We start from the raw sequence: 24,523 nt of genomic DNA, 5'->3' as shown, positions 1-24,523 counted from the left end.
ATAAGGTGAACAATTTCATGCAAGCAGTGCGTAACTGGGCTGCCCGTTGTGCGCCGTGGATCGGCGCGGTGGGCCTGTTCGGCGCTGTACAGCTGGCCCATGCCGGTGATTACGAAGGCTCGCCGCAGGTGTCCGAGTTCGTTGGCGAAATGAGCCGCGACTATGGTTTTGCCCCTGAGCAACTGATGGGCGTGTTCCGTGAGGTACAGCGCAAGCAGTCGATCCTCGACGCCATTTCGCGCCCGGCCGAACGGGTCAAGCCGTGGAAGGACTACCGGCCGATGTTCCTCACCGATGCGCGCATTGCCCGCGGTGTGGACTTCTGGCGCCAGCACGAGGCGGTATTGGCGCGTGCCGAGCAGGAATACGGCGTGCCGGCGCAGTACATTGTCGCGATCATCGGCGTGGAAACCTTCTTTGGTCGCAATACCGGCAACTACCGGGTGATCGACGCCCTGTCGACCCTGGGCTTCGACTACCCGCCACGGGCCGAATTCTTCCGCAAGGAGCTGCGCGAGTTCCTGCTGCTGGCCCGCGAGGAACAGCTCGATCCCTTGACGCTGAAGGGCTCGTACGCCGGCGCCATGGGCCTGCCGCAGTTCATGCCAAGCAGCTTCCGCAACTATGCGGTGGACTTCGACGGCGATGGCCATATCAATATCTGGAACAACCCGGACGACGCCATCGGCAGCGTGGCCAGCTACTTCAAACGCCACGGCTGGGTGGCCGGCGAGGGTGTGGTCAGCCGCGCCTGGGTGGAGGGCGAGCGTGCCGACGAAGGCCTGACCACCGGCATCGAGCCGGTGAAAACGGTAGGGGAGTTGCGCGCGCTCGGCTGGTCGGTTCATGATTCGCTGCGCGATGATCTGCCGGTTACCGCCTTCCGTCTCGAAGGCGACAACGGCCCCGAGTACTGGATGGGCCTGAAGAACTTCTACGCGATCACTCGCTACAACCGCAGCGTGATGTATGCCATGGCGGTGCATCAGCTTGCGGAACAGCTGGTTCAAGTACGGGGCGTCAAGTAATGCGCGCAATCATCTCTGCCAACTCTTTGAAGCTGCTCACCTGCCTCGCCGTCGGCGTGGTGCTGGCCAGTTGCTCCTCCAGTCGCCCGACCCAGCAAAGCAGCGGCAATGTCGTGCGCAGCCAGCCGGGTCTGGACATCAACCGCGCGCACAAGGATGGCGCGCCGTGGTGGGACGTGGATGTGAACAAGATCCCCGATGCCACGCCGACCGTGCATACCGGCAACTACAAGGCCAACCCGTACACGGTGCTGGGCAAGACCTACTACCCGATGCAGGACTCGCGCAACTACCGCGCCGAGGGCACGGCGTCCTGGTACGGCACCAAGTTCCACGGGCAGAACACCGCCAATGGCGAGCTGTACGACCTGTACGGCATGAGCGCGGCGCACAAGACCTTGCCGCTGCCAGCCTATGTGCGGGTGACCAACCTGGCCAACGGCCGCAGCGTGATCTTGCGGGTGAACGACCGTGGCCCGTTCTATTCCGACCGCATCATCGACCTGTCCTATGCCGCGGCGAAAAAGCTCGGCTATGCCGAGATCGGCACTGCGCACGTGCGCGTCGAGGGTATCGACCCGCAGCAGTGGTGGGCCCAGCGTGGCCAGACGCCGCCGATGGTGCTGAAGGAGCCACAAGTGGCGCAGACCCAGGCAATACCGGCCAGCACCGGGCGTGTCGAGCAATGGACTCCGCCGCCGCAGCAGCACGCGGCGCCGGTGGTGCCCGTGCAAGTGGGTGGCAACAATGTGCCCGGCGGCAACGGCGGCAACGGCGGCAGCTTCCTGCAGGTAGGCGCCTTCGCCAACCCGGACGCTGCCGAATTGCTGCGCTCCAAGCTCAGCACCATGGTCAGTGCGCCGGTGTTCATCAGCTCGATCGTGCGTAATCAGCAGACCCTGCACCGCGTGCGTCTGGGGCCGATTGGCAGCCAAGGCGAGATCCAGCAAGCACAAGACAGCATCCGCCTGGCGAACTTGGGGCAGGCCAAGCTGGTCACAGCAGACTGACCGTGTTGTCCTCTTCGCGGGCCAGGCCATCGGCCATAAAACTAGACTGACTGGCGCTGGGCACATGATCTTGCCCAGGGAACATCTCAGACCATTAGCGATTTTCGAGAGACGGATGAACATCACCAACCTTGCCAAACGACTTTGCCTGCCTGTACTGCTGATGATCACGCCTGCCGCCTTCGCGGCGGAGCAGATGACGCCGGCGCCACCGCAACTGGCAGCCAAGTCCTACGTACTCATGGACGCGTCCAGCGGCAACGTGCTGGTCGAGAACAACGGTGACGAGCGTCTGCCGCCAGCCAGCCTGACCAAGCTGATGACCGCCTACATCGCCACCCTGGACATCCGCCGTGGCCAGATCGGTGAAAACGACCCGGTGACCGTCAGCGAAAACGCCTGGCGTACCGGCGGTTCGCGCATGTTCATCAAGGTGGGCAGCCAGGTAACGGTCAGCGACCTGCTGCACGGCATCATCATCCAGTCCGGTAACGACGCCTCGGTCGCCCTGTCCGAGCACATCGCCGGCAGCGAAGATGCCTTTGCCGACATGATGAACAAGACGGCTGCCGACCTGGGCATGACCAACAGCCACTTCATGAACCCGACCGGCCTGCCGAACCCCGAGCACTACTCGTCGGCCCACGACATGGCGACCCTGGCCCGTGCGATCATCAACGTCGACCCGGCCCACTACGCCATCTACTCGCAGAAAGAGTTCTTCTGGAACAACATCAAGCAGCCTAACCGCAACCTGCTGCTGTGGCGTGACAAGACCGTCGATGGCCTGAAAACCGGTCACACCGACGAAGCCGGCTACTGCATGGTGGCTTCGGCCGTTCGCGACGGCCAGCGCCTGATCGCCGTGGTGTTCGGTACCAACAGCGAACAATCGCGTGCTGCCGAAACCCAGAAGCTGCTGACTTATGGTTTCCGCTTCTTCGAAACCCAGACCTTCTACCAGAAGGGCACCGAGCTGACCCAGGCACCGGTGTGGAAGGGCGCCACCGGCCAAATCAAGGCTGGCCTGGCCGACGACCTGACCATGACTATGCCTAAAGGCCAATTGAAGCGCCTGCAGGCTTCGATGACCATGAACCCGCAGCTCACCGCGCCTATCGCCAAAGGTGACGTGATCGGCAAAGTGGAAGTCAAACTGGACGAGAAAGTGGTTCACAGCGCCGACCTGATCGCCCTCGATGGCGTCGAGGAAGGTGGTTTCTTCCGCCGTATGTGGGATAGCATCCGTCTATTCTTCTACGGGTTGTTCAACTGATACGTGACCTGCATGCCCCCGCGTACCTTGCGGGGGCGTTGTTGTTGCCACGGCTTACGAGGCCGTTTCCGCCATGAGCGAAGCAGACGTCAAGTCGCACAAGATCGAATTCCCTTGCGACGATTACCCGATCAAGGTCATCGGTGACACCGTTGTCGGTTTCAAGGACACGGTCATCGAGATTCTCAGCAAGCACGCCAAAGTCGACCTTTCCACCCTGGCTGAACGCCAGAGCAAGGAAGGCAAGTACACCACCGTGCAATTGCACATCGTTGCCGAAAGCGAGAACCAGCTGCACGATATCAATAGCGCCCTGCGTGCTACCGGCATCGTGAAAATGGTGCTCTGATGTCCGCCTGCCTCGGTTTTCGCGAGCTTGGCCTGCAGCCCTATGAACCGGTGCTGGAGGCCATGCGTCGCTTCACCGAGCAGCGCAGCCCGGACAGCCAGGATGAAATCTGGCTGGTCGAGCACCCCGCGGTCTTCACCCAGGGCCAGGCCGGCAAGGCCGAGCACCTGCTGGTGCCGGGCGACATCCCGGTGGTGCAGACCGACCGCGGCGGCCAGGTGACCTACCATGGCCCCGGGCAGTTGGTGGCCTACCTGCTGCTGGATGTGCGCCGGCTGGGCTTTGGCGTGCGCGAGCTGGTCAGCCGTATCGAGCAGACGCTGGTCGAGCTGCTTGCCAGCTACGACGTGCAGGCTTCTGCCAAGCCTGACGCCCCAGGCGTCTATGTCGATGGAGCGAAAATCGCCTCCCTCGGCCTGCGAATTCGCAACGGCCGTTCGTTTCACGGCCTTGCTCTGAACGTGGACATGGACCTTGCGCCATTCCGCCGAATCAACCCCTGCGGCTATGCGGGGCTGGCCATGACCCAGCTGCGCGATCTGGCAGGCCCGATCGAACTCGACGAGGTCAGGACAAGGCTGCGCGGACAGCTGGTCAAGCACCTCGACTACGCTGAGCAGACGACCCTCACGGGCGGAATCGACTGAATATGACAACTGTGCAAGAAGCCGTGCCGAACCTGATACCCACCCAGGATGCCACCCCGCGCCCAGCGCCGAAGAAGGTGGAAGCTGGGGTCAAGCTGCGTGGCGCCGACAAGGTGGCGCGCATCCCGGTGAAGATCATCCCTACCGACGAGCTGCCGAAAAAGCCCGACTGGATTCGCGTGCGTATTCCGGTATCGCCCGAGGTAGACCGCATCAAGCAACTGCTGCGCAAGCACAAGCTGCACAGCGTGTGCGAAGAAGCCTCCTGCCCGAACCTGGGCGAGTGCTTCTCCGGTGGTACCGCCACCTTCATGATCATGGGTGACATCTGCACCCGTCGCTGCCCGTTCTGTGACGTTGGTCACGGCCGGCCGAAACCGCTGGACCTGGACGAGCCGAAAAACCTGGCTGTCGCCATTGCCGACCTGCGCCTGAAGTACGTGGTGATCACCTCGGTGGACCGCGACGACCTGCGTGACGGCGGCGCCCAGCACTTTGCCGACTGCATCCGCGAAATCCGCGCGTTGTCGCCGGGCGTGCAGTTGGAAACCCTGGTGCCGGACTACCGTGGCCGCATGGACGTTGCCCTGGAAATCACCGCGCAAGAGCCGCCGGATGTGTTCAACCACAACCTCGAAACCGTACCGCGCCTGTACAAGGCTGCGCGCCCGGGTTCGGACTACGATTGGTCGCTGGACCTGCTGCAGAAGTTCAAGCAGATGGTGCCGCACGTACCGACCAAGTCGGGCCTGATGCTTGGCCTGGGCGAGACCGACGAGGAAGTGATCGAGGTGATGCACCGCATGCGCGAGCATGACATCGACATGCTCACCCTCGGCCAATACCTGCAGCCGTCGCGCAGCCACCTGCCGGTGCAGCGTTTCGTTCACCCGGACACCTTCGCCTGGTTCGCCGAGGAAGGGTACAAGATGGGCTTCAAGAACGTGGCCTCCGGCCCGCTGGTGCGCTCTTCGTACCACGCCGACCAGCAGGCTCACGAAGCCAAGATCAAGCTCTGAGCCTGCTCTGAGCTACGCATGCCGATGCGCGCCGAAAGGCGGCATCGGCATTTTTGTTTGTGTGCCACGCGCTGCAAGGAGCCGCAATGAACTGTGCCGAAACGTTCCACCCCAGCCTGCCAACCGTACTGCCGGCCAATGCCTGCTTTGCCATCGTTGCCCCGGCGGGTGCGGCGCGGCTGGATACGCACAAGGTCAGCCAGTGGTTCGTTGACCGTGGCTATAGCTGCCGCATCTACCCGGGGGCGCTGCAGGCCCAGGGTTACCTGGCGGGGCCGGACGAGCAGCGCCTGCAGGACCTGCACGATGCCTTTGCCGACCCGGCCATTGACGCCATCCTGTGCATGCGCGGCGGTTACGGCAGCATGCGCTTGCTCGACCGGCTCGATTTCGAGCTGATCCGGCGTAACCCCAAGCCGCTGATCGGCTACAGCGACATCACCGCGCTGCACACGGCGATCTACCGGCATGCCGGGCTGATCACTTTCCATGGTGGGATGCTCAATGCCGACCTGCTGGGGGCCAAGTTGGCACCGACCGAGTCATCGCTGCTGGCGCAGTTGGCTGGGCTTGTACGGGAAGGTGAGCAGATTGCGCATCCGCAGGACTTCGCCTTGCACAGTGTGCTGCCGGGCGTGGCCAGCGGGGCGCTGCTGGGGGGCAACCTGTCGATGCTGGGGGCGACCATGGGGACGCTCGCCGAGTTGGACACCCAGGGTTGCATCCTGTTTATCGAGGACGTCAACGAGCCGTTGTACCGGGTGGACCGGTTGCTGACCCAGTTGCGTCTGGCAGGCAAGCTGGAAGGGGTGAAAGGCGTGCTGGTGGGGGACTTTGCCGGGATTACCACGGCGGCGTTGGCGCCGTTGCTGGAGGACACCTTCGCGCCGCTGGGTGTGCCGGTGCTGGCGGGGTGGCGCAGTGGGCATTGTGACCCGAATGTGTGCTTGCCGCTTGGGGCCCGGGTCAGGCTGGACAGTGATCGGCAGGTATTGGTGCTGGAGCAGGATCTGTTCGGGGCTTGAGAGTGGTGGGGCTGCGTTGCAGCCCATCGCGGCACAAGGCCGCTCCTACAGGTACAGCGCAGGCCTGTAGGAGCGGCCTTGTGCCGCGAAAGGGGCGCTAGGCGCCCCAGCACCCTCACTGCTGACGCAAGCTCTCAAGCAGCTTATGGGTCGGGTACCCATCCGCCGGCCAGCCCAGCCCTTGCTGGGCATTGCGAATGGCCTTGCGGGTGTTGGCGCCGATAATGCCATCGGCATTGCCCGCATCATGCCCACGGCTGTTCAGCAGGTTCTGCAACTCCATGCGCTCGCTGCGGCTGAGTGGCAGGTCTTCCTTCGGCCAAGTACCGGCAATGAAGCCCCAGCCGCTAAAGCGGTCACCCAACAAGCTCACCGCCAAGGCATAGGACGAAGAGTTGTTGTACTTGAGGATTGCGCGGAAGTTGTCCAGTACCAGGAAGGCTGGCCCACGCGCGCCAGCCGGCAGCAGCAGGGCGGCAGACAGCGTGTTGCTACCTGCCGGCAACTGAGTACCTGCCGGCAGTTTCACGCCCATCGCCAGCCATTCGCTCACCGGCTTGCGCAGTGCGCCATCGGCCTGCCAGAAGTCGAAACCAGCCGGCACCTGTACCTCGAAGCCCCATGGCTGGCCGCGTTTCCAGCCCGAGCTCTGCAGGTAGTGGGCGGTCGAGGCCAGGGCATCCGGCGTGCTGTTCCAGATGTCACGGCGGCCATCGCCGTCAAAGTCCACGGCATGGGTGTTGTAGGTGGTCGGAATGAACTGGGTCTGGCCCATGGCGCCGGCCCACGAGCCACGCATGGCTTCAGGCTGGATGTCACCATGCTGGATGATCTGTAGCGCGGCGATCAGTTGGTCCTGGGCGAACTGCGGGCGGCGGCCCTCATAGGCCAGGGTGGCCAGCGAGCGGATCACCGACTTGTTGCCCTGGAACTGGCCGAAGTTGCTTTCCATGCCCCACACCGCAACCAGCACCTGGCGGTCCACGCCATAGCGTTGCTCAAGGCGGGTCAACAGTTCGGCGTTCTGCTCCAGCAGCTTCTTGCCGTTACGCACGCGCAGGGGCGACAGCGCGCCTTCGAGGTATTCCCACACCGGGCGGGTGAACTCCGGCTGGCTGCGGTCAGCCTTGATCACGTCCATGTCGGGGGTGACGCCGAGGAAGGCGCGGTCGAAGGTGTTCGGTGAAATGCCGGCTTGCAGGGCTTGCTGGCGAAAGCCCGCTTGCCATTGGGCGAAGGTTTGCAGGGGCTGGATTTCAGTGCTGACGTCGGGCGTTGTGCCGGGCACGGTCACCACGGGAGCGGGTTGGGCAGGGGCCAGCGGCAGTGCGTCGGCAGCGGTGGGCTTTTCCGCACAGGCCACGAGCAGGATGAAGCTGGAGGCCGCGATCAGCTGGCGGGTTTCCCAACGGGGGAGAAGACGGAAGAGCATGCACAGATCCAGAATTGCAGGTCAGGTGACGACCATACCATGCCTGCGCTTGCGATGCTTTCATGCCGCCAAAAAGTAGGAAGCCTCCCAATCTCTCGATTGGAAGGCTTCGCGGCGGTAGCTGCCTTTGCCCTTGTTCGGTTGCTCCTGGCGGCAGCGGAACAGCGGTTGGGCGATGATCGACTTGGCCTTGTTGGGGCCGTGCTTTTTCGGCTTTTTGCTCATGGTGCAGGTTCCCGATGGGTGGTTTCGGGGCGCACTGTAGGGGGTGGCGCGGGGTGGGGCCAATTGATTGTGTTTATGGCCGAGCGAGCGCTCCAAGCTGTAGGCGCAGCCTTGTGCTGCGAAGAGGCCATATCTGCCAAAGGAGATCTATTGCCTTGCCGGCCTCTTCGCAGCACAAGGCTGCTCCTACCCGTTACTCGGGAGGTAGCGCCAGGCGCTGGCCAGCCATCAACAGCGACAGCCGCGCAAGGCCCGTCCAGGGCGAACCCTCGGCCTGGCCCTTGATCTGCGCATCGATACGTTGGGCATCCTGCAGCAGTTGCGCCCAGCGCTGCGCCGAGAGGCGTTGCAGGGCCTTGCTGACCAGTGGCCTGCGTTTGTCCCAGATCGGGGGGCGGGCCTGGCTGAAGGCTTTGTCCAGCGGCACCCCCTGGCTGAACTGCTGGGCCAGCCCGGCCAGCTGGCGCAGTTCGCGGGCCAGGGCCCAGAGGATGACTGGTGGCTCCACACCCTCACCACGCAAACCTTCGAGCATGCGCAGGGCATGCGCGGCTTCGCCGTTAAGAATGGCATCGACCAGCCCGAAGACATCGAAACGGGCACTGTCGGCGACGGCGGCCTGCACGGTTTCCACGGTAATCTGGCTGCCTTCGGCCAGCAGCTTGAGCTTTTCGATTTCCTGCGCGGCAGCCAGCAGGTTGCCTTCCACCCGCGCGGCAATCAGGTCGACGGCGTCACGCTGGGCTGACAGGCCGGCCTGTTGCAGGCGTTGGTTGATCCACTGCGGTAGCTGTTGTGCATCCACCGGCCAGATCTGGATGAACTGGCAATGCGCGCCTTCGATCAACGCCTTGCCCCACTTGGTTTTCTGCGCACTGCCGTCGAGCTTGGGCAGGCTGATCAGCAGCAGGGTGTCTTCGGCGGGGTTGGCGCAGTACTCCATCAGCGCGGCGGCGCCCTTGTCACCGGGCTTGCCCGAGGGCAGGCGCAGTTCCAGCAGGCGGCGCTGGGCGAACAGCGACAGGCTGGCGCCAGCCTGGAGCAGGGTGCCCCAGTCGAAGTTGGCGTCGGCACTGAAGACCTGGCGTTCGTCGAAACCTTGCTGACGCGCGGCATTACGGATGGCGTCGGCGGCTTCCTGGCACAGCAGCGGGTCGTCGCCGCTGACCACGTAGACCGGTGCCAGGGCGCCTTGCAGGTGCTTGTTGAGTTGGGCGGGGGCGAGCTTCATGGGGAACAGGCGGGGCACCCGAGGGCGCCCCGCACGGGCTTAGTTGCCCGGTACTTCCAGTGGCGATTGCTGAGGCGTTTCGGCCTGCTGGCGGCGTGCTGCCTCCAGCGCGGCAGCTTCGGCCTTGGCGCGCTCGTCGGCCTTACGCTGCAGCTCGTCCAGCTGGGACGGAGTCAGCATTTGCAAACGTACGACCATGCCGTTGACCAGGTCGCGGCGCATTTCTTCGCGGGCGCGTTTGGCTTCCTGCTCGGAACCGGTGATGTTCGAGCCGTCACGCACGTAGATCTTGCGCACTTCCAGCTTGTCGCTCATCAGCTCCAGGTTGTTCAGGCCCTGGATGCTGTAGTCCAGCTCGGTGGTCAGCTCGTACTCGGCGGTACGGTTGCCACTGTTGTAGGTGGCCGAGCGCTCGCGCTCCTGCTCGTTGGTCAGCACCAGGCGATACGGTGCGCCGGCGTGCACATTGACGCCGCTACGTTGCAGTACTTCACGCAGCTGGACCACGGTCGGGCCGTAGGCATTGCGTGCGCTGACGTCCATTTCCTTCACGCTCAGCTCGGTGGAGCCGGTGCCGCGTAGCTGGAAACCGCAGGCGCTGAGCATGACCGCCAGGCCGATTACCAGCAAATTGCGTTTGATCATGTTGTTGCTCCCTTGTGGGCCTGTTCCGCCCACCCGCAGCCTATGCGGGTGGGCGTTTTCATCAGTTGGCGACGATGTTGACCAGCTTGCCCGGTACCACGATGACCTTGCGGATGGTCAGGCCATCGATGAAGCGCAGGACGTTCTCGTTGCTGCGGGCAGCGGCTTCGACTTCTTCGCGGCTGGCAGTGGCAGGCATCTCGACCTGGCCGCGCAGTTTACCGTTGACCTGGACGACCAGGGTGATGGTGTCCTGCACCAGTGCCTGTTCGTCGAAGCTCGGCCAGGCGGCGTCGATCACCGACCCTGGGTGGCCCAGTTGCTGCCACAGCTCGTGGGAGATGTGCGGGGTGATCGGCGCCAGCAGCAGGGTGACGGCTTCCAGGCCTTCCTGCAGCAGGGCACGGTCCTGTTCGGTGGCTTGCGGGGCCTTCTCCAGCACGTTCATCACGGTCATCACCTGGGCGATGGCGGTGTTGAACTTGTGGAACTGGCCCACGTCGGTGCTGGCCTGCTTGATGGCCGCGTGAATGGCACGACGGATGACCTTTTGCGCGTCGTCCAGGGTGGCAACATCCAACTTGGCTGGCAGGCCCTGGCTGACGTGAGCCTGAGCCAGGCGCCATACACGGCGCAGGAAGCGGCTGGCACCTTCGACGCCGGAGTCGGACCATTCCAGGCTCATGTCGGGCGGCGAGGCGAACATCATGAACAGACGGCAGGTGTCGGCGCCGTAGGCTTCGATCATGGATTGCGGGTCGACGCCGTTGTTCTTCGACTTCGACATTTTCTCGGTGCCGCCGATTTCCACCGGCAGGCCGTCGGTCTTCAGGCGGGCGCCAATGATCTTGGCCTTGGCATCGCGCTCGATTTCGACATCGGCCGGGTTGAACCAGTCCTTGCCGCCGTTGCTGGCCACGCGGTAGTAGGTCTCGGCGACCACCATGCCTTGGGTCAGCAGGTTCTTGAACGGCTCGTTCGAGGTGACCAGGCCTTCGTCGCGCATCAGCTTGTGGAAGAAGCGTGCGTACAGCAGGTGCAGGATCGCGTGCTCGATACCACCGATGTACTGGTCGACTGGCAGCCAGTGATTGGCGGCTTTCGGGTCGACCAGGCCCTTGTCGTAGTTCGGCGAGGCGTAGCGGGCGAAGTACCAGGACGATTCGACGAAGGTGTCCATGGTGTCGGTTTCGCGCTTGGCCGCGGCACCGCATTTCGGGCAGGTGCATGCGTAGAACTCAGGCATGCGTGCCAGTGGCGAGCCGGCGCCGTCCGGCACCACGTTCTCTGGCAGAGTGACCGGCAGTTGGTCTTCTGGCACCGGTACGTCGCCGCAGGACGGGCAGTGGATGATCGGGATCGGGCAGCCCCAGTAGCGCTGACGGCTGATACCCCAGTCGCGCAGGCGGAACTGGGTACGCGATTTGCCCAGTTCCTTGCGGATCAGGGCGGCTTCGATGGCGTCGAAGGCGCCAGCGAAGTCCAGGCCGTCGAACTCGGCGGAGTTGATCAGCTGGCCATGCTCGCCATAGGCGGCCTGCCACTCGCTGCCGACTTCATCGCCAGCGCTGGTGCGCACCACGGCCTTGACCGGCAGGTTGTACTTGTGGGCGAACTCGAAGTCGCGCTCGTCGTGGGCCGGCACGGCCATTACCGCGCCATCGCCGTAATGCATCAGCACGTAGTTGGCGACCCATACCGGCAGCTTCTCGCCCGTCAGCGGGTGCTCGACCAGCAGGGAAGTGGCCATGCCCTTCTTCTCCTGGGTGGCCATGTCGGCTTCGGCGACGCTGCCGCTCTTGCATTCGTCGATGAACGCTTGCAGCGCCGGGTTGCCCTGGGCGGCCTGGGTGGCCAGCGGGTGCTCGGCGGCGACGGCGACGTAGGTGGCGCCCATCAGCGTGTCGGGACGGGTGGTGAAGACCTTGAGAGTGCCTTCATGGCCGATGCTGGCCTGGTCGTACGGGAACTGTACTTCCATGCCGCGCGACTTGCCGATCCAGTTGCGCTGCATGGTCTTGACCTGTTCAGGCCAGCCTGGCAGCTCGTCGAGGCTTTCCAGCAGCTCGTCGGCGTAGTCGGTGATGCGGAAGTAGTACATCGGGATTTCGCGCTTCTCGATCAGCGCGCCCGAACGCCAGCCACGGCCGTCGATGACCTGCTCGTTGGCCAGTACGGTCTGGTCCGCCGGGTCCCAGTTCACGGTACCGTTCTTGCGGTAGATGATGCCTTTCTCGAACAGGCGGGTGAACAGCCACTGCTCCCAACGGTAGTAGTCGGGTTTGCAGGTGGTGACTTCACGCGACCAGTCGATGGCCAGGCCCAGGCTCTTGAGCTGGGTCTTCATGTAGTCGATGTTTTCGTACGTCCACTTGGCCGGGGCGACGTTGTTCTTCATCGCCGCGTTTTCCGCGGGCATGCCGAAAGCGTCCCAACCCATCGGCTGCAGGACGTTCTTGCCCAGCATGCGCTGGTAGCGGGCAATCACGTCACCGATGGTGTAGTTGCGCACGTGGCCCATGTGTAGCTTGCCGCTCGGGTACGGGAACATCGATAGGCAGTAGTAGGTGTCTTTGCCTGGCTGTTCGGTAACAGCGAACGATTGTTGCTCGTCCCAGAACTTCTGGGCGGCGGCTTCGATATCACGGGGCGTGTATTGTTCGTGCATGGCTACTTTTGGCTGTGAGAGAAGAGACCTTGTTCCAGGCAGCGGAACCTCGCTGCCTCCGGCACTCCGGTGTCGTTTAGAGTGAACGCCGTAGCATACAGCAGCGCCGCGCATCGTGGGAAACCTTCGTTGCGAATGGCCGCTGGTCGCAGCATCCGGCTGCTTTTCATAGCGCCGCTAAGCTCAGGTGTGGGGGGAGATATTCTTTATCTTCAATGAGGTGAACGGATGGGAGAGACGCAGCTACCCGCTATGAAACCGGAGCTTTACGAACGCCTGATCGACCGGCTTGGCCTGGCACTGGAAGTGGCCAGGACCTCGGTACGATTGCGCGACGAGATGCCAGCCGAGCTGGAGTTGCGTGGCCTGAGCCACGCAGAGTTCGAAGTGATCAAGGCCTACCTGGAATCCCTCCCGGAGCGCCACAACGCCTCTGTCGGCAGTTACCCACAAGCGGAGCCGACATCGGCCAAGATCATCTGGCTCAAGGACAAGAAACGCCCCGCCAATCCGGCGAGATCCAGGACGCTGCCACATCGCTAGCCGTTCAGGACGCCAGGCGCAGGCCATCGCGCGCCGGTTCTTTGAAATCACATCACTCATGATCGACGCCGGAGCGCACTTGTTGACCGGCGTCGATCCTTCTAGGCTGCACGCCTGCCAAGGAGGTGTGGCCAATGCCGATTCGATTCTTCATCAAACAATGGCTGATGCCGCCGGGTGTCCTGTTCCTGCTGCTGCTTGCGGCATGGTGGCTGCGGGCGCGGCGGCCACGGCTGGCGGCGCTGTGCTTTGCCGTGGGGCTGGGTGGCTTGTGGCTGATGAGCCTGCCGCTGGTGGTGCAGGAAACGGCTCGGCAGCTGGAGACCGAGCCGCCGCTGGCGGTGGGCGACTGGGCGGGCCTTGCGAGCCGGGCCGATGCCATTGTGGTGTTGGGCGCAGGCCGTGAACGCGGCGACCCGGCTTGGGGTGGCAGTGACCAGCCCACCGCCACGGCACTTGAGCGCATGCGCTTTGCTGCGCGATTGGCCAAGGCCTCGGGCTTGCCAGTGTTGACCAGTGGCGGGCTGCATTACGGCACGCCGCCCAGTGAGGCACGGCTGATGGCTGAGCGCCTGCAGGAAGACTTCGCTGTTGCGGTGAAGTGGCGCGAAGAGGCCAGCCGCACGACCTGGGAAAATGCCCAGCTGACGGCCAAGGTGCTGCAGCCGTTGGGGATTCGCCGGGTGGTGCTGGTAACCCAGGCCTGGCACATGCAGCGCTCGCGCTGGAGCTTCGAGCAGGCGGGGTTCGAGGTGGTGCCGGCGCCGGTGGGGTTCCTCGGGCGCGATCATGCGCGGCCGTTTGCAGGCTTGTTGCCGGAGAGCCGGGCGATGTGGCAGAGCGGGCAGTTGCTTAATGAAATGGTGGGGTTGCTGGGGTATCGGGTGTTCTACTGAACTTCCCGCCTTGTCGCGATCTGTGTAGGAGCAGCCTTGTGCTGCGAAGAGGCCTTCTCTGCCCACACTTCTTCAACTGGCCTACCGGCCTCTTCGCAGCACAAGGCTGCTCCTACAGAGGTTCCGGTTGGCCAGGATCACTCGCGAAGAGGTCGGTACAGGCAACATCATCAGACGGTCTTGGCAATACGCCCCGCCAGCAATGCCCAACCCAGCAGCAATGCACAGACAATCGCCAGCGGCCACGAACGCCATTGCAGGTACGGCGTCAACTGCTGCATCGGCACCACTTCGCCATACAGTACTGCCTGCTGGAACTGCGGAACTTGCGTGGTAATGCGGCCAAACGGGTCGATTAGCGCCGTCACGCCGTTGTTGGTGGCGCGGATCATCCAGCGGCCGGCTTCCAGCGCGCGCATCTGGGCCATTTGCAGGTGCTGCAAGGGGCCGATCGACTTGCCGAACCAGGTGTCGTTGCTGATGGTCAGCAGCAGGTCGCTGCGCGCGGCCAGGCCGGCGGCGAACTCGGGATAGACCACTTCGTAGCAGATGTACGGCGCAATCTGAAAGCCCTTGGCCTGCAGCAGCGGCTGGTCTTCCGGCCCGCGGGCGAAGTCCGACATGGGCAGGTTGAAGAACTCGATGGCGCCGCGCAGCATGTCTTGCAGCGGCACGTATTCGCCAAACGGCACGAGCTTCTGCTTGAGGTAGGTGCCATCGCCTTCGCCAGTCACGGTGATGCCATTGTAATAGCGGCGCTGGTGGTGCACCACTTCACGCACCGGTACGCCGGTGATCAGCGCCGAATGCCGCTCGGCGGCGAAGCGGCCCATCACGTCGATGTAGCCCTGGGCCTGGTCCTTGAGCACCGGCACCGCCGTTTCTGGCCAGACCAGCAGGTCCACCGGCTTGGAACTGAAGCTCAGGTCGCGGTACAGCGCCAGTTGCGCATCGATGTGCGCCGGGTCCCACTTCAGGTCTTGCTCGACGTTGCCCTGGATCGCCGCCACTTTCAGCGGGTCGCCTGCCGGTTTGGTCCAGGCATGGCCCTTGAGCGCCAGGCCCAGCACCCACGGGGCCAGCAACAGCGCGGTGGCCACGGCCAGGAACGAGGGGCGGGCGCGCAGGCGGTGCAGGTTGCACAGCAGGGCGGCGGTGAGCGCCAGGGTGAAGGAAATCAGCCACACGCCGCCCAACGGTGCCAGGCCGGCCAATGGCCCGTCCAGCTGGCTGTAGCCGGCGTAGAGCCAGGGGAAGCCGGTCAGGAACCAGCCGCGGAAGGCTTCTTGCAGCAGCCACAGGGCGGCGAAGCACAGGGCGTCGGCCAGTGGCGCTTCGTTGCGCCGTAGCCAGCGTGCCCACAGCCAGGTGGGCAGGGCGAAGAACCACGCCAGGGCGGCAAAAAACGCCAGCAAAAGCAGAATTGCCAACAGTGGCGAGGCGCCGCCGTAGGTGTTCATGCTGACGTAGATCCACCAGGTGCCGGCGCCATACAGGCCAAAACCGAACCACCAGCCACGCCACATGGCCTGGCGCGGGCTGAGCTCGCGCAGGCCAAGGTAGAGCACAGCGATCGACAGCACGGCCAGCGGCCAGATGTCGAACGGTGCCAGGGCCAGGAGGGTGGAAGCACCGGCCGCCAGGGCCAGCAGGTTACCGGGCCAGCCGGGGCGGGTGATCCAACGCATGTTTATCCTTAACGGGTGATCGGGGTCAGGCGCAGCAAGTGTATCCGCCGGCTGTCGGCGTTGAGAATACGGAACTTGTAAGACCCTATCTCGGTGGTTTCGTTGCGCTTGGGCAGGTGGCCAAAGGCGCTCATCACCAAGCCGCCGACCGTGTCGAACTCGTCATCGGAGAAGGTGCTGTCGAAGAACTCGTTGAAGTTCTCGATCGGGGTCAGCGCCTTGACTAGGAAATCACCGCTGGGCAGCGGTTTGATGTAGCTGTCTTCTTCGACATCGTGCTCGTCCTCGATGTCACCGACGATCTGCTCCAGCACGTCCTCGATGGTGACCAGGCCCGCCACGCCGCCATATTCGTCGATGACGATGGCCATGTGGTTATGGTTGGCGCGGAACTCGCGCAGCAACACGTTCAGGCGTTTGGACTCGGGCACGAAGGTGGCCGGGCGCAGCAGGTCCTTGATGTTGAAGCTGTCGCCGTTCTCTTTGAGGATCAGCGGCAGCAAGTCTTTGGCCAGCAGAATCCCGAGTACGTCGTCGTGGCTTTCACCGATGACCGGGTAGCGCGAGTGCGCGGCGTCGATCACCGCCGGCAGGAACTCGCGTGGCGACTGGCCGGCCTTGATGCTGTTCATCTGCGAGCGCGGCACCATGATGTCGCGCACCTGCAGGTCGGCGACCTGGATGGCGCCTTCGACGATGGTCAGCGCTTCGCTGTCCAGCAGCTTGTTCTGATGGGCTTCGCGCAGCAGCTCAAGCAGCTCCTGGCGGTTTTTCGGCTCATGGGCAAAAGCCTGGGTCAGTTTACCCAGCCAGGACTTCTGCCCGTTGCTCGATCGATCTTCGCTCATGGCGGTTCTCGTGATCCTTCGTGTATCAGTGTGTGATGGTGTCGGTTTCATCGTCGGCGTACGGGTCGGGGTGACCCAGTTCTGCCAGCAATTCCCGTTCCAGGCTTTCCATTTCCTCGGCTTCCTCATCGTCGATGTGGTCGTAGCCGAGCAGGTGCAGGCAACCGTGCATGACCAGGTGCGCCCAGTGCGCTTCCAGCGATTTGCCTTGTTCGGCGGCTTCGCGCTCGACCACCGCCACGCAGATCACCAGGTCGCCCAGCAGCGGGATATCGAGCAGGTCGTCGGGCACGTCGGCCGGGAACGACAGCACATTGGTCGCGTAGTCCTTGTGCCGGTAGGTGTGGTTCAGCTCGCGGCCTTCGGCCTCGTCCACCAGGCGAATGGTCATTTCCGAGTCGGCGCTGCGCTGGCGCAGGGCCAGTTCGCACCAGCGGCGGAAGGCGGCGTCATCCGGGGCGGCAGCATCCGTGGCCCGTTGAATATCAAGTTCAAGCATCTTTGCCGGGCGCCTCGGGCTTGGCCTGGCGGGCTTCGAAGCGGTCGTAGGCTTCGACAATGCGCTGCACCAGTGGGTGACGAACCACATCTTTGGGTTGGAAGTGGGTAAAGCTGATGCCCGGAACGTCCTTCAGCACCTCGATGACGTGCGCCAGGCCCGATTTGGTGCCGCGTGGCAGGTCGACCTGGGTGATGTCGCCGGTGATCACCGCGGTGGAGCCGAAGCCGATGCGGGTTAGGAACATCTTCATCTGTTCCAGCGTGGTGTTCTGGCTTTCGTCGAGGATGATGAAGCTGTTGTTCAGGGTGCGGCCACGCATGTAGGCCAGCGGGGCGATCTCGATCACCTGGCGTTCGATCAGCTTGGCTACGTGTTCGAAGCCGAGCATTTCGTACAGGGCGTCGTACAGCGGACGCAGGTACGGGTCGATCTTCTGGGCCAGGTCGCCGGGCAGGAAGCCGAGTTTTTCACCGGCCTCTACCGCCGGGCGCACCAGCAGGATGCGGCGTACCTGTTCGCGCTCCAGCGCGTCCACGGCGCAGGCCACGGCCAGGTAGGTCTTGCCAGTACCGGCCGGGCCGATGCCGAAGTTGATGTCGTTGGCCAGGATTTCCTTCACATAGCGCTGCTGGTTGAGCCCGCGCGGGCGGATGTTGCCCTTGCGCGTGCGCAGCGACACGCTGACCTCGTTGACGGCCGGGTTGTCGATGTGCTCGACAGCCGACTCCTGCAGGTACAGGTGCACGGTTTCCGGTGACAGGTCGGTGGCCTTGGTCTCGCGGTAGAGACGGCGCAGCAGCTGTTCGGCAGCGGAGGTGGTCCTGGGTTCGCCGATCAGTTCGAACTGATTGCCGCGGTTGCGGATCTCGATGGCCAGGCGCTGTTCGATCAGGCGCAGGTGCTCGTCGAACTGGCCGCACAAGTTGGCGAAACGGTGGGCCTCGAAGGGTTCGAGGATGAAGCGATGGGGTTCTATGGGTGCGTTCAAGGTCGTTTTTAGCCGCTCGACGGCAATGGATGTGAACTCAAGAATAACCCTTGAATGGCAGTGGCGAAAGCACTGAAACGATCAAGGGTTGGCATAAGGCATGGAGTGCCTGCTCCGGCCCCTTCGCGGGCAAGCCCGCTCCCACGGGTAGTGCGCTGGTTTGAAGGCGGGTGCAGTACCTGTGGAAGCGGGCTTGCCCGCGAAGGGGCCGGAGCAGGTATCATGCCCGCCTTTTCTTACGCATGTGTTATCCCGCCGAACATGAGCAAACGCGAACCTGCCATCTATAAAGTGATCTTCCTCAATCAGGGGCAGGTCTTCGAGATGTATGCCAAGCAGATCTACCAGAGCGACCTGTGGGGCTTCCTGGAAATCGAGGAGTTCGTGTTCGGCGAGCGCTCGCAACTGGTGGTGGACCCGAGCGAGGAGAAGCTCAAGAGCCAGTTCGAGGGGGTAATCCGCAGTTTCGTGCCGATGCACTCGATCGTGCGCATCGATGAGGTGGAGCGGCTGGGTACGGCGAAGATCAGCGAAGCCAAGGGCGGCGGCAATGTGATGCCGTTCCCGATGCCAATGCCGGAAAAGTAACCTTCAGGGGAGTGGCGAGAACGGCGTGCGCCCTTCGGCGTTCTGCAGTTCCAGCAAGTATTTGCGGAAGATCTGGCCGAGCACCTGGGTGGCATGCTCCAGTTCGTCGCGGGGCATTTGCTCGGTCACTTCGTCGGCCATGTCCAGCGCATCTTCGGCGCCATTGACTGCGGCCATCTTCAGCAGGATGTAGGCTTGCACGTTGTTGGCCTTGACCCCTTCGCCATGGAAGAACATGGCACCCAGGCGATACTGGGCGTCGGCTTGACCTTGCAGCGAGGCTTTCTGAAACCAGTCCAGGGCTTTGTCGAGGTTTTTTGGCGTTTGCGTGTAGTAGTACTCGCCCAGTTCGAATTGCGCCTGGGCATCCCCCGCGGTTGCCGTCTGCTCGCAGGCCTTGAGGGCGTTTGCCAGGTCTTCAGGCTGAACGTTCAAGGTGCAGCGGCCCGTCGCCGGAATCAGCAACGAGTTACCGCCCTCCGCCAAGGCCAGCAGGGGCTGAAGAAGCAACAGGCAGCCCAGGGTCAGGGCGCGGCCGGTGCGGTTCATGGGGATCGACTTACCTCTGCAAAGCTGCGGCCAATGTCTCTGGTGGCACATTATGGGATAAGCAGCGCCAACCTTACAAAGTTTTACTCGAATTTCTGTTGGGTTGGGGGCGTCAGCGGGTTTTGCGCGGGTAATTATTGCCTGTACCGGCCTCTTCGCGTGCAGTCCAGAGGCCGGTACAGCATGGCAATTACTTCAGCGCAGCAAACGCCTTTTCAGCTGCATCCAGGGTGATCTGCAGCTCCTTGTCGCCATGGGCGATGGAGGTGAAGCCCGCCTCGAACGCGCTCGGCGCCAGGTATACGCCACCGTCGAGCATCAGGTGGAAGAAGCGCTTGAAGCGTTCGGCATCGCTGGCCATCACGTCTTCGAAGGTGACGATGTCGTCAGCGCCACTGAAGTACAGGCCGAACATGGCACCGGCCTGGGTGGTGACGAACGGCACGCCAGCGGCATCGGCGCGCTGCTGCAGGCCGTCGAGCATGCGGCTGGTGTAGTCGGTCAGCTCGGCGTGGAAACCTGGGCGGCTGATCAGCTTGAGCGTGGTCAGGCCGGCGGCCATGGCCAGCGGGTTACCCGACAGGGTGCCGGCCTGGTAGACCGGGCCGAGCGGGGCGATGCAGCCCATGATTTCGCGCTTGCCGCCGAAGCAGCCGACCGGCATGCCGCCGCCGACGATCTTGCCGAAGGTGGACAGGTCGGGCGTGATGCCGTAGTGGCCCTGGGCGCCGCCGAGCGAAACGCGGAAACCGGTCATCACTTCGTCGAAGATCAGCACGACGCCGTGCTTGTCGCACTGCTCGCGCAGGCCTTCAAGGAAGCCCGGCGCCGGTGGTACGCAGTTCATGTTGCCGGCCACCGGCTCGACGATGATGCACGCCACGGTCTGGCCGACTTCGGCCAGTGTCTTCTCGACGGCGGCGATGTCGTTGAACGGCAGGGTCAGGGTGTGCTTGGCGAAGTCCGCTGGCACGCCTGCCGAGCTAGGTACGCCCTGGGTCAGCAAACCGGAACCGGCTTTTACCAGCAGGCTGTCGGAGTGGCCGTGGTAGCAGCCTTCGAACTTGATGATCGCGTCGCGGCCGGTGTAGCCACGGGCCAGGCGGATGGCGCTCATGGTGGCTTCGGTGCCCGAGCTGACCATGCGCACCATTTCCATCGACGGCACGATGGAGCAGACCAGGTCGGCCATTTCGGTTTCCATGGCGGTCGGCGCGCCATAGGACAGGCCGTGCTCCAGCTGCTTGCGTACCGAGTCCAGCACCTGCGGGTGGCCGTGGCCGAGGATCATCGGGCCCCAGGAACCGACGTAGTCGACGTAGCGCTTGTCGTCCTCGTCAACAACGTAGGCGCCTTCGGCATGCTTGAAGAACAGCGGCGTGCCGCCAACGCTCTTGAAAGCGCGGACCGGCGAGTTGACGCCACCGGGGATGTGCTTCTGGGCTTGGGCGAACAGGGCTTCGGAACGGGACATGGAAGTTCTCTCGAATCAGGATGCGAACAAGGCGTTGAAGGCGCGGGCGCGGCGGGTGACTTCCTGCGCGCTTTCGGCACCGAACAGGCCGTGGATCACCGCCAGCAGGTCGGCGCCATGGGCGACCAGCGGGGCGGCGTTGTCGAGGGTGATACCGCCGATCACCGCGATCGGCAGTTTCACCTGGGCGCGGGCCTGCTCCAGCAGGTCGACGTTGGCAGCGGGCGCGCCCGGCTTGGTGACGGAATTGAAGAAGCGGCCAAAGGCCACGTAGCTGGCGCCTTCGCTGGCCGCCTGGGCGGCCAGGTCGAGGCTGGCGTGGCAGGTGGAGCCGATGATCGCCTGGCGACCGAGCAGCGTGCGGGCTGGGGTCAGCGGGCCGTCCGTCTGGCCCAGGTGCACGCCGACACCCAGGCGTGCGGCCAGTTCGGCGTCGTCGTTGATCAGCAGGTGGGTGCCGTAGCGCTCGCACAGCTTCATCAGCCCTTCGGCTTCACGCAGGCGGCGCGCCGCGTCGTCACTTTTGTCGCGGTACTGCAGCAGGCACACGCCGCCTTCCAGAGCCGCCTCGACATGGGACAGGAAACGGCCGGCGAGCAGCTGGCTGTCGGTGATGGCATACAGACCGCGTAGCTTCATTGAAGGCCTCGTATCAGGAGCAGAAGTCCAGGGGCAGGCGGCGCGGCACGTACTGGCCCTTGCCCAACTGCTCGGCGTCACGCAGGGTGCGCCAGGTATAGTCCAGGGCGCTGCGCACGGCGCTTTCCAACTGCTCGCCAAGGGCCAGGCGGCCGGCCAGGGCGCTGGCCAGGGTGCAGCCCGAGCCGTGGTAGCTGCCGGGCAGGCGCTGGCAGGTCCAGGTGTGTTGCTGGCCGTCCTGGGTGTACAGGCGGTTGTGAATTTCGTCTTCGTCGCCGTGACCGCCGGTAATCAGCAGGTGTCTACAGAACGGCAACAGTTTCGCGGCGCATTCGTCGGCGGTGCCTTCGGGCAGTTCGGCCAGGATGCGTGCTTCGGGCAGGTTCGGCGTGGCGATGGTCGCCAGCGGTAGCAGGCGTTCGCGCAGGGCGTAACCCACTTCGTCCTTGCCCAGGCGGCCACCGCCACCGGCACGCAGCACCGGGTCGCAGACCAGCGGCAGGTGCGGGTGGGCAGCCAGCAGTTCGGCGACGGTGTCGACCATCTCGATCGAGCCGAGCATGCCCAGCTTGACGGCGGCCACCGTGGAGTCGGCCAGCACGGCGTTGGCCTGGGCCAGCACCCACTCGCGGTCGAGCACGCGGAAGTCGGAAACGTTGACGGTATCCTGAACGGTCAGGGCGGTCACCGCGGGTGCGGCGTGACAACCTTGGGCGATCAGGGCTTCGATATCTGCCTGCAAGCCGGCGCCGCCACTTGGGTCGTGGCCGGAGAGACAGAGGACAACGGGGCGGGAGCTGTAGGTATTCATGGTCGGCGAGCTTACCACCAAACCTGTTTGGGCGGATCGTCCGACAAAGGAGATTTACTGATCGATCGGTCAGATTCGTATTTGTTTTTCTTCTGAAAGCATTGAGTTAGAGCCTTTTCTTTGTGTTTTTATGTGGCCGATTGCCAGGTTGTGAAGCTATGCTAGAGTGCTCGGATAACTCGACAAACGGGTTCTGCAGGTTCACGTCGTCTCAAACGGATGGGAGGCTACCGCGACGCGACCGGACAGGCCATGCTGGGGCTGTATGCGCTATTTGCTGATTGTGCTGCTGGGTTTGCTGCCCGTACTGGCTGGGGCGGTCGATTTCGACCAAGCTACCCGGCATCTTCCGCTGGGCAAGGCCATGCAGGTTTATGAAGACCTCGATGGCAGTGCCAGCATCGCCCAGGTCAGTGCCCCCGAGTTCGCCAAGCACTTTCATTCCCATCATGAAGACGTGCTGAACGCCGGTTACTCCACCTCGGTGTTCTGGCTCAAGGTCGAACTCCGCCCCGTTGGCGCATTCAATGCTGCCCCAAGGCAATGGCTGCTGGAACTGGCCTACCCGCCGCTGGATCACCTCGAACTGTATTTGCCTGACAGCGGCGGCTTGTACCGCCTGGCGCAGCGCACCGGCGACGCCTTGCCCTACGACAGCCGGCAGATCCGCCAGAACAATTACTTGTTCGAGCTGCAATTGCCCCCCGGCAAGGTAACTACCGCCTACCTGCGGCTGCACAGCCAGGGTTCGGTGCAAGTGCCTTTGGCGCTGTGGTCCTCTGAAGCCTACCTGGAAGAGCAACCCACGCGCTTGTATGTACTAGGCATGATCTACGGCGTGTTGCTGGTGATGCTGGTGTACAACCTGTTCATTTACCTCAGCGTGCGCGACGTCAGCTACCTCTACTACATCCTCTATATTGCCTCGTTCGGCTTTTACCAGGTGTCGGTGAACGGTGCCGGTGTAGCCTATTTCTGGCCGGACAGCCCGTGGTGGGCGAATGCTTCCACGCCATTGTTCATTGGTGCCGCCGGCCTGTTCGGTTGCCAGTTCGCCCGGCATTTCCTTCAGCTTGGCAATATCAGCCGTGGCTTCGACCGGCTGCTGCAGTGGCTGATGCTGGGTGGCGCGCTGGTCATGGTACTGGCGGTGAGCATGCCCTACGGCATAGCCCTGCGCATGGCCACGCTGCTGGCACTACTGTTTACCGTCAGCATCTTCAGCGCCGGCTTGTACGCTTGGTGGCGCGGTTTGCGCGTGGCGCGCTGGTTCATCATCGCTTGGACGGCGTTTCTGCTCGGAGGCCTGGTCAACACGTTGATGGTGCTGGGTTACCTGCCCAATGTGTTCATCACCATGTATGCCAGCCAGTTGGGTTCTGCGCTGGAGGTGGCCTTGCTGTCGCTGGCGCTGGCCGACCGTATCAACAGCTTGCGTGAGCAGCAGGCGCAGACCTTGCGCGAGACCGGGCGCACGCTGGAGCAGTTGAACCTGCAACTGGCCAGGAGCAACCGCCTGAAGGACGAGTTTCTGGCCAGCGTGACCCATGAACTGCGCACCCCGATGAATGGTGTGATTGGCTCGCTGGAGCTGATGCACACCCTGCCGATGGAGGCTGAAATGGCGCAGTACCATCGCACGGCGGTGGGGTCTGCCCAGGGCATGATGGATATGGTCGATGCAATCCTCACCCTGTCCGAACTGCAGGCCGGGCGCCTGCGGGCGCAGCCGGCGCCGTTCAGCCTGCGCACGCTGTTGCAGAGTGTGCGCGCCGGTTATGCCGGGCAGGCCCTGGGCAAAGGCTTGTACCTGAGCCTGGATATTCCGGCCGACCTGCCGGATGAGTTGCTTGGTGACGGGCAGAAGCTGGCGCACTGCCTGGGCTGTCTGGTGGACAACGGGTTGAAGTTTACCCATCAGGGCGGGGTGATGATCCAGGTGCGCGGGCGCCGGGTGGGGCCGGGGGATCTGGCCTTGGCGTTCACTGTCAGCGATAGCGGCATCGGCTTCGATGACCTGGACCAGTCGACGCTGTATCAGCGGTTCTTCCAGGTTGATGGTTCGATGACGCGGCGTTATGGCGGGCTGGGGATTGGCTTGTCGATTTGCCGGCAGATGGGGGAGTTGCTGGGGGCCAGGTTGTCGCATGAGTCGACGCGCGGGTTGGGCAGCCGGTTTGAGTTGAGTGTGAACATGGCGATTTCGCAGGTGCAGATGAGCCCGAGCATCCAGCAGGCGCGGCGTTCGCTTTGAAGGCATAGCCTTGGGGGGGCTGAAAGGTGTTCGCCTTAAGATGTTTAGCGGCTGTGAGATCGAGCGCCGCCCGCGCGGCGCATCGCGAGCAAGCTCGCTCCTACATCTGTTTCGGGCCAGTAACACCTGCGCCAACGCGCGCGACCGCCTTGTTTGCCCGACCCGATATCGAGGTGAACGCCAAGGGG

Annotated in this window: 24 protein-coding genes; 11 read left to right on the top strand and 13 right to left on the bottom strand. The window is 63.5% G+C overall.

The window, feature by feature from the left end; all coding sequences use genetic code 11:
• Positions 1-17 precede the first annotated feature (17 nt).
• The 7 genes from mltB (at position 18) to ACNFBR_RS00705 (ending at position 6,354) form a co-directional block, all read left to right on the top strand.
• Positions 18-1,028: a lytic murein transglycosylase B gene (gene mltB, locus ACNFBR_RS00735; protein ID WP_416733278.1), complete on the top strand. Its 1,011-nt coding sequence runs from the start codon at positions 18-20 to the stop codon at positions 1,026-1,028.
• Positions 1,028-2,038, top strand: coding sequence for a septal ring lytic transglycosylase RlpA family protein (locus ACNFBR_RS00730; protein ID WP_416733277.1), 1,011 nt, complete (start codon positions 1,028-1,030; stop codon positions 2,036-2,038). The genes mltB and ACNFBR_RS00730 overlap by 1 nt, the downstream gene beginning before the upstream one ends.
• Positions 2,039-2,153: 115 nt before the next feature.
• Entirely contained in the window at positions 2,154-3,314 is a 1,161-nt protein-coding gene (locus ACNFBR_RS00725) for a D-alanyl-D-alanine carboxypeptidase family protein (protein ID WP_416733276.1), read from the top strand.
• A 73-nt stretch (positions 3,315-3,387) separates the two neighbouring features.
• Positions 3,388-3,663, top strand: a complete 276-nt coding sequence (locus tag ACNFBR_RS00720) for a DUF493 domain-containing protein (protein WP_416733275.1) — start codon at positions 3,388-3,390, stop codon at positions 3,661-3,663.
• Positions 3,663-4,310, top strand: a complete 648-nt coding sequence (gene lipB / locus ACNFBR_RS00715) for a lipoyl(octanoyl) transferase LipB (RefSeq protein ID WP_416733274.1) — start codon at positions 3,663-3,665, stop codon at positions 4,308-4,310. Before ACNFBR_RS00720 ends, lipB begins: the two co-directional genes overlap by 1 nt.
• A gap of 2 nt (positions 4,311-4,312) precedes the next feature.
• On the top strand, positions 4,313-5,329 hold the full coding sequence (gene lipA, locus ACNFBR_RS00710; RefSeq protein ID WP_027592615.1) for a lipoyl synthase: 1,017 nt from the start codon (positions 4,313-4,315) through the stop codon (positions 5,327-5,329).
• A gap of 86 nt (positions 5,330-5,415) precedes the next feature.
• Positions 5,416-6,354, top strand: coding sequence for a S66 peptidase family protein (locus tag ACNFBR_RS00705; RefSeq protein ID WP_416733273.1), 939 nt, complete (start codon positions 5,416-5,418; stop codon positions 6,352-6,354).
• A gap of 115 nt (positions 6,355-6,469) precedes the next feature.
• On the opposite strand, the gene ACNFBR_RS00700 is transcribed toward ACNFBR_RS00705, so the two are convergent.
• The 5 genes from ACNFBR_RS00700 to leuS all read right to left on the bottom strand — a co-directional run bounded on the left by ACNFBR_RS00700 (position 6,470) and on the right by leuS (position 12,555).
• The gene (locus tag ACNFBR_RS00700; protein WP_416733272.1) at positions 6,470-7,786 is read right to left on the bottom strand and encodes a lytic murein transglycosylase; all 1,317 of its coding nucleotides are present in this window, start codon (positions 7,784-7,786) and stop codon (positions 6,470-6,472) included.
• A gap of 60 nt (positions 7,787-7,846) precedes the next feature.
• Positions 7,847-8,011, bottom strand: coding sequence for an alternative ribosome rescue factor ArfA (gene arfA / locus ACNFBR_RS00695; RefSeq protein ID WP_003257578.1), 165 nt, complete (start codon positions 8,009-8,011; stop codon positions 7,847-7,849).
• Between the two features lie 193 nt (positions 8,012-8,204).
• The gene (gene holA / locus ACNFBR_RS00690) at positions 8,205-9,242 is read right to left on the bottom strand and encodes a DNA polymerase III subunit delta (protein ID WP_416733271.1); all 1,038 of its coding nucleotides are present in this window, start codon (positions 9,240-9,242) and stop codon (positions 8,205-8,207) included.
• Between the two features lie 39 nt (positions 9,243-9,281).
• A complete protein-coding gene (gene lptE, locus ACNFBR_RS00685; protein ID WP_416733270.1) occupies positions 9,282-9,887 on the bottom strand; it encodes an LPS assembly lipoprotein LptE in 606 nt (201 codons plus the stop codon).
• A 61-nt stretch (positions 9,888-9,948) separates the two neighbouring features.
• Entirely contained in the window at positions 9,949-12,555 is a 2,607-nt protein-coding gene (leuS, locus tag ACNFBR_RS00680; protein ID WP_416733269.1) for a leucine--tRNA ligase, read from the bottom strand.
• 228 nt (positions 12,556-12,783) lie between these two features.
• Between leuS and ACNFBR_RS00675 the strand changes: the two genes are divergently transcribed.
• Together ACNFBR_RS00675 and ACNFBR_RS00670 are read left to right on the top strand one after the other, a co-directional pair.
• Positions 12,784-13,098, top strand: a complete 315-nt coding sequence (locus ACNFBR_RS00675; RefSeq protein ID WP_198752397.1) for a hypothetical protein — start codon at positions 12,784-12,786, stop codon at positions 13,096-13,098.
• A 134-nt stretch (positions 13,099-13,232) separates the two neighbouring features.
• Positions 13,233-13,994 (top strand): YdcF family protein, encoded by a 762-nt coding sequence (locus ACNFBR_RS00670; protein ID WP_416733268.1) that lies wholly within the window; start codon positions 13,233-13,235, stop codon positions 13,992-13,994.
• Positions 13,995-14,164: 170 nt separating this feature from the next.
• Here the strand turns inward: ACNFBR_RS00670 and lnt are convergent, their stop codons facing one another.
• The 4 genes from lnt to ACNFBR_RS00650 are packed head-to-tail and all read right to left on the bottom strand — an operon-like array spanning position 14,165 to position 18,020.
• Positions 14,165-15,682, bottom strand: a complete 1,518-nt coding sequence (gene lnt / locus ACNFBR_RS00665) for an apolipoprotein N-acyltransferase (protein ID WP_416733267.1) — start codon at positions 15,680-15,682, stop codon at positions 14,165-14,167.
• Positions 15,683-15,690: 8 nt separating this feature from the next.
• A complete protein-coding gene (locus ACNFBR_RS00660; RefSeq protein ID WP_416733266.1) occupies positions 15,691-16,530 on the bottom strand; it encodes an HlyC/CorC family transporter in 840 nt (279 codons plus the stop codon).
• Between the two features lie 25 nt (positions 16,531-16,555).
• On the bottom strand, positions 16,556-17,029 hold the full coding sequence (gene ybeY, locus ACNFBR_RS00655) for an rRNA maturation RNase YbeY (RefSeq protein WP_416733265.1): 474 nt from the start codon (positions 17,027-17,029) through the stop codon (positions 16,556-16,558).
• On the bottom strand, positions 17,022-18,020 hold the full coding sequence (locus ACNFBR_RS00650; protein WP_416733264.1) for a PhoH family protein: 999 nt from the start codon (positions 18,018-18,020) through the stop codon (positions 17,022-17,024). The genes ybeY and ACNFBR_RS00650 overlap by 8 nt, the downstream gene beginning before the upstream one ends.
• A gap of 261 nt (positions 18,021-18,281) precedes the next feature.
• Between ACNFBR_RS00650 and ACNFBR_RS00645 the strand changes: the two genes are divergently transcribed.
• Complete coding sequence (locus ACNFBR_RS00645) at positions 18,282-18,608, top strand: DUF1820 family protein (protein WP_016489346.1); 327 nt, start codon at positions 18,282-18,284, stop codon at positions 18,606-18,608.
• A gap of 3 nt (positions 18,609-18,611) precedes the next feature.
• Here ACNFBR_RS00645 and ACNFBR_RS00640 read toward each other — a convergent pair whose 3' ends face one another.
• The 4 genes from ACNFBR_RS00640 to ACNFBR_RS00625 form a co-directional block, all read right to left on the bottom strand.
• Positions 18,612-19,157, bottom strand: a complete 546-nt coding sequence (locus ACNFBR_RS00640) for a tetratricopeptide repeat protein (protein WP_016489345.1) — start codon at positions 19,155-19,157, stop codon at positions 18,612-18,614.
• A gap of 190 nt (positions 19,158-19,347) precedes the next feature.
• A complete protein-coding gene (gene hemL / locus ACNFBR_RS00635) occupies positions 19,348-20,631 on the bottom strand; it encodes a glutamate-1-semialdehyde 2,1-aminomutase (RefSeq protein ID WP_416733263.1) in 1,284 nt (427 codons plus the stop codon).
• A 15-nt stretch (positions 20,632-20,646) separates the two neighbouring features.
• Entirely contained in the window at positions 20,647-21,270 is a 624-nt protein-coding gene (gene thiE, locus ACNFBR_RS00630) for a thiamine phosphate synthase (RefSeq protein WP_416733262.1), read from the bottom strand.
• A gap of 13 nt (positions 21,271-21,283) precedes the next feature.
• A complete protein-coding gene (locus ACNFBR_RS00625) occupies positions 21,284-22,081 on the bottom strand; it encodes a hydroxymethylpyrimidine/phosphomethylpyrimidine kinase (protein ID WP_416733261.1) in 798 nt (265 codons plus the stop codon).
• 265 nt (positions 22,082-22,346) lie between these two features.
• Between ACNFBR_RS00625 and ACNFBR_RS00620 the strand changes: the two genes are divergently transcribed.
• On the top strand, positions 22,347-24,335 hold the full coding sequence (locus tag ACNFBR_RS00620; protein WP_416733260.1) for a 7TM diverse intracellular signaling domain-containing protein: 1,989 nt from the start codon (positions 22,347-22,349) through the stop codon (positions 24,333-24,335).
• The last annotated feature ends 188 nt before the right edge of the window (positions 24,336-24,523 follow it).

The sequence above is a fragment of the Pseudomonas sp. NY11955 genome, assembly GCF_048068035.1.
In the GTDB taxonomy this organism is placed as follows: domain Bacteria; phylum Pseudomonadota; class Gammaproteobacteria; order Pseudomonadales; family Pseudomonadaceae; genus Aquipseudomonas.
Note: the sequence above shows the minus strand (reverse complement) of the source record. Positions and strands in the feature narration are given on the sequence as shown.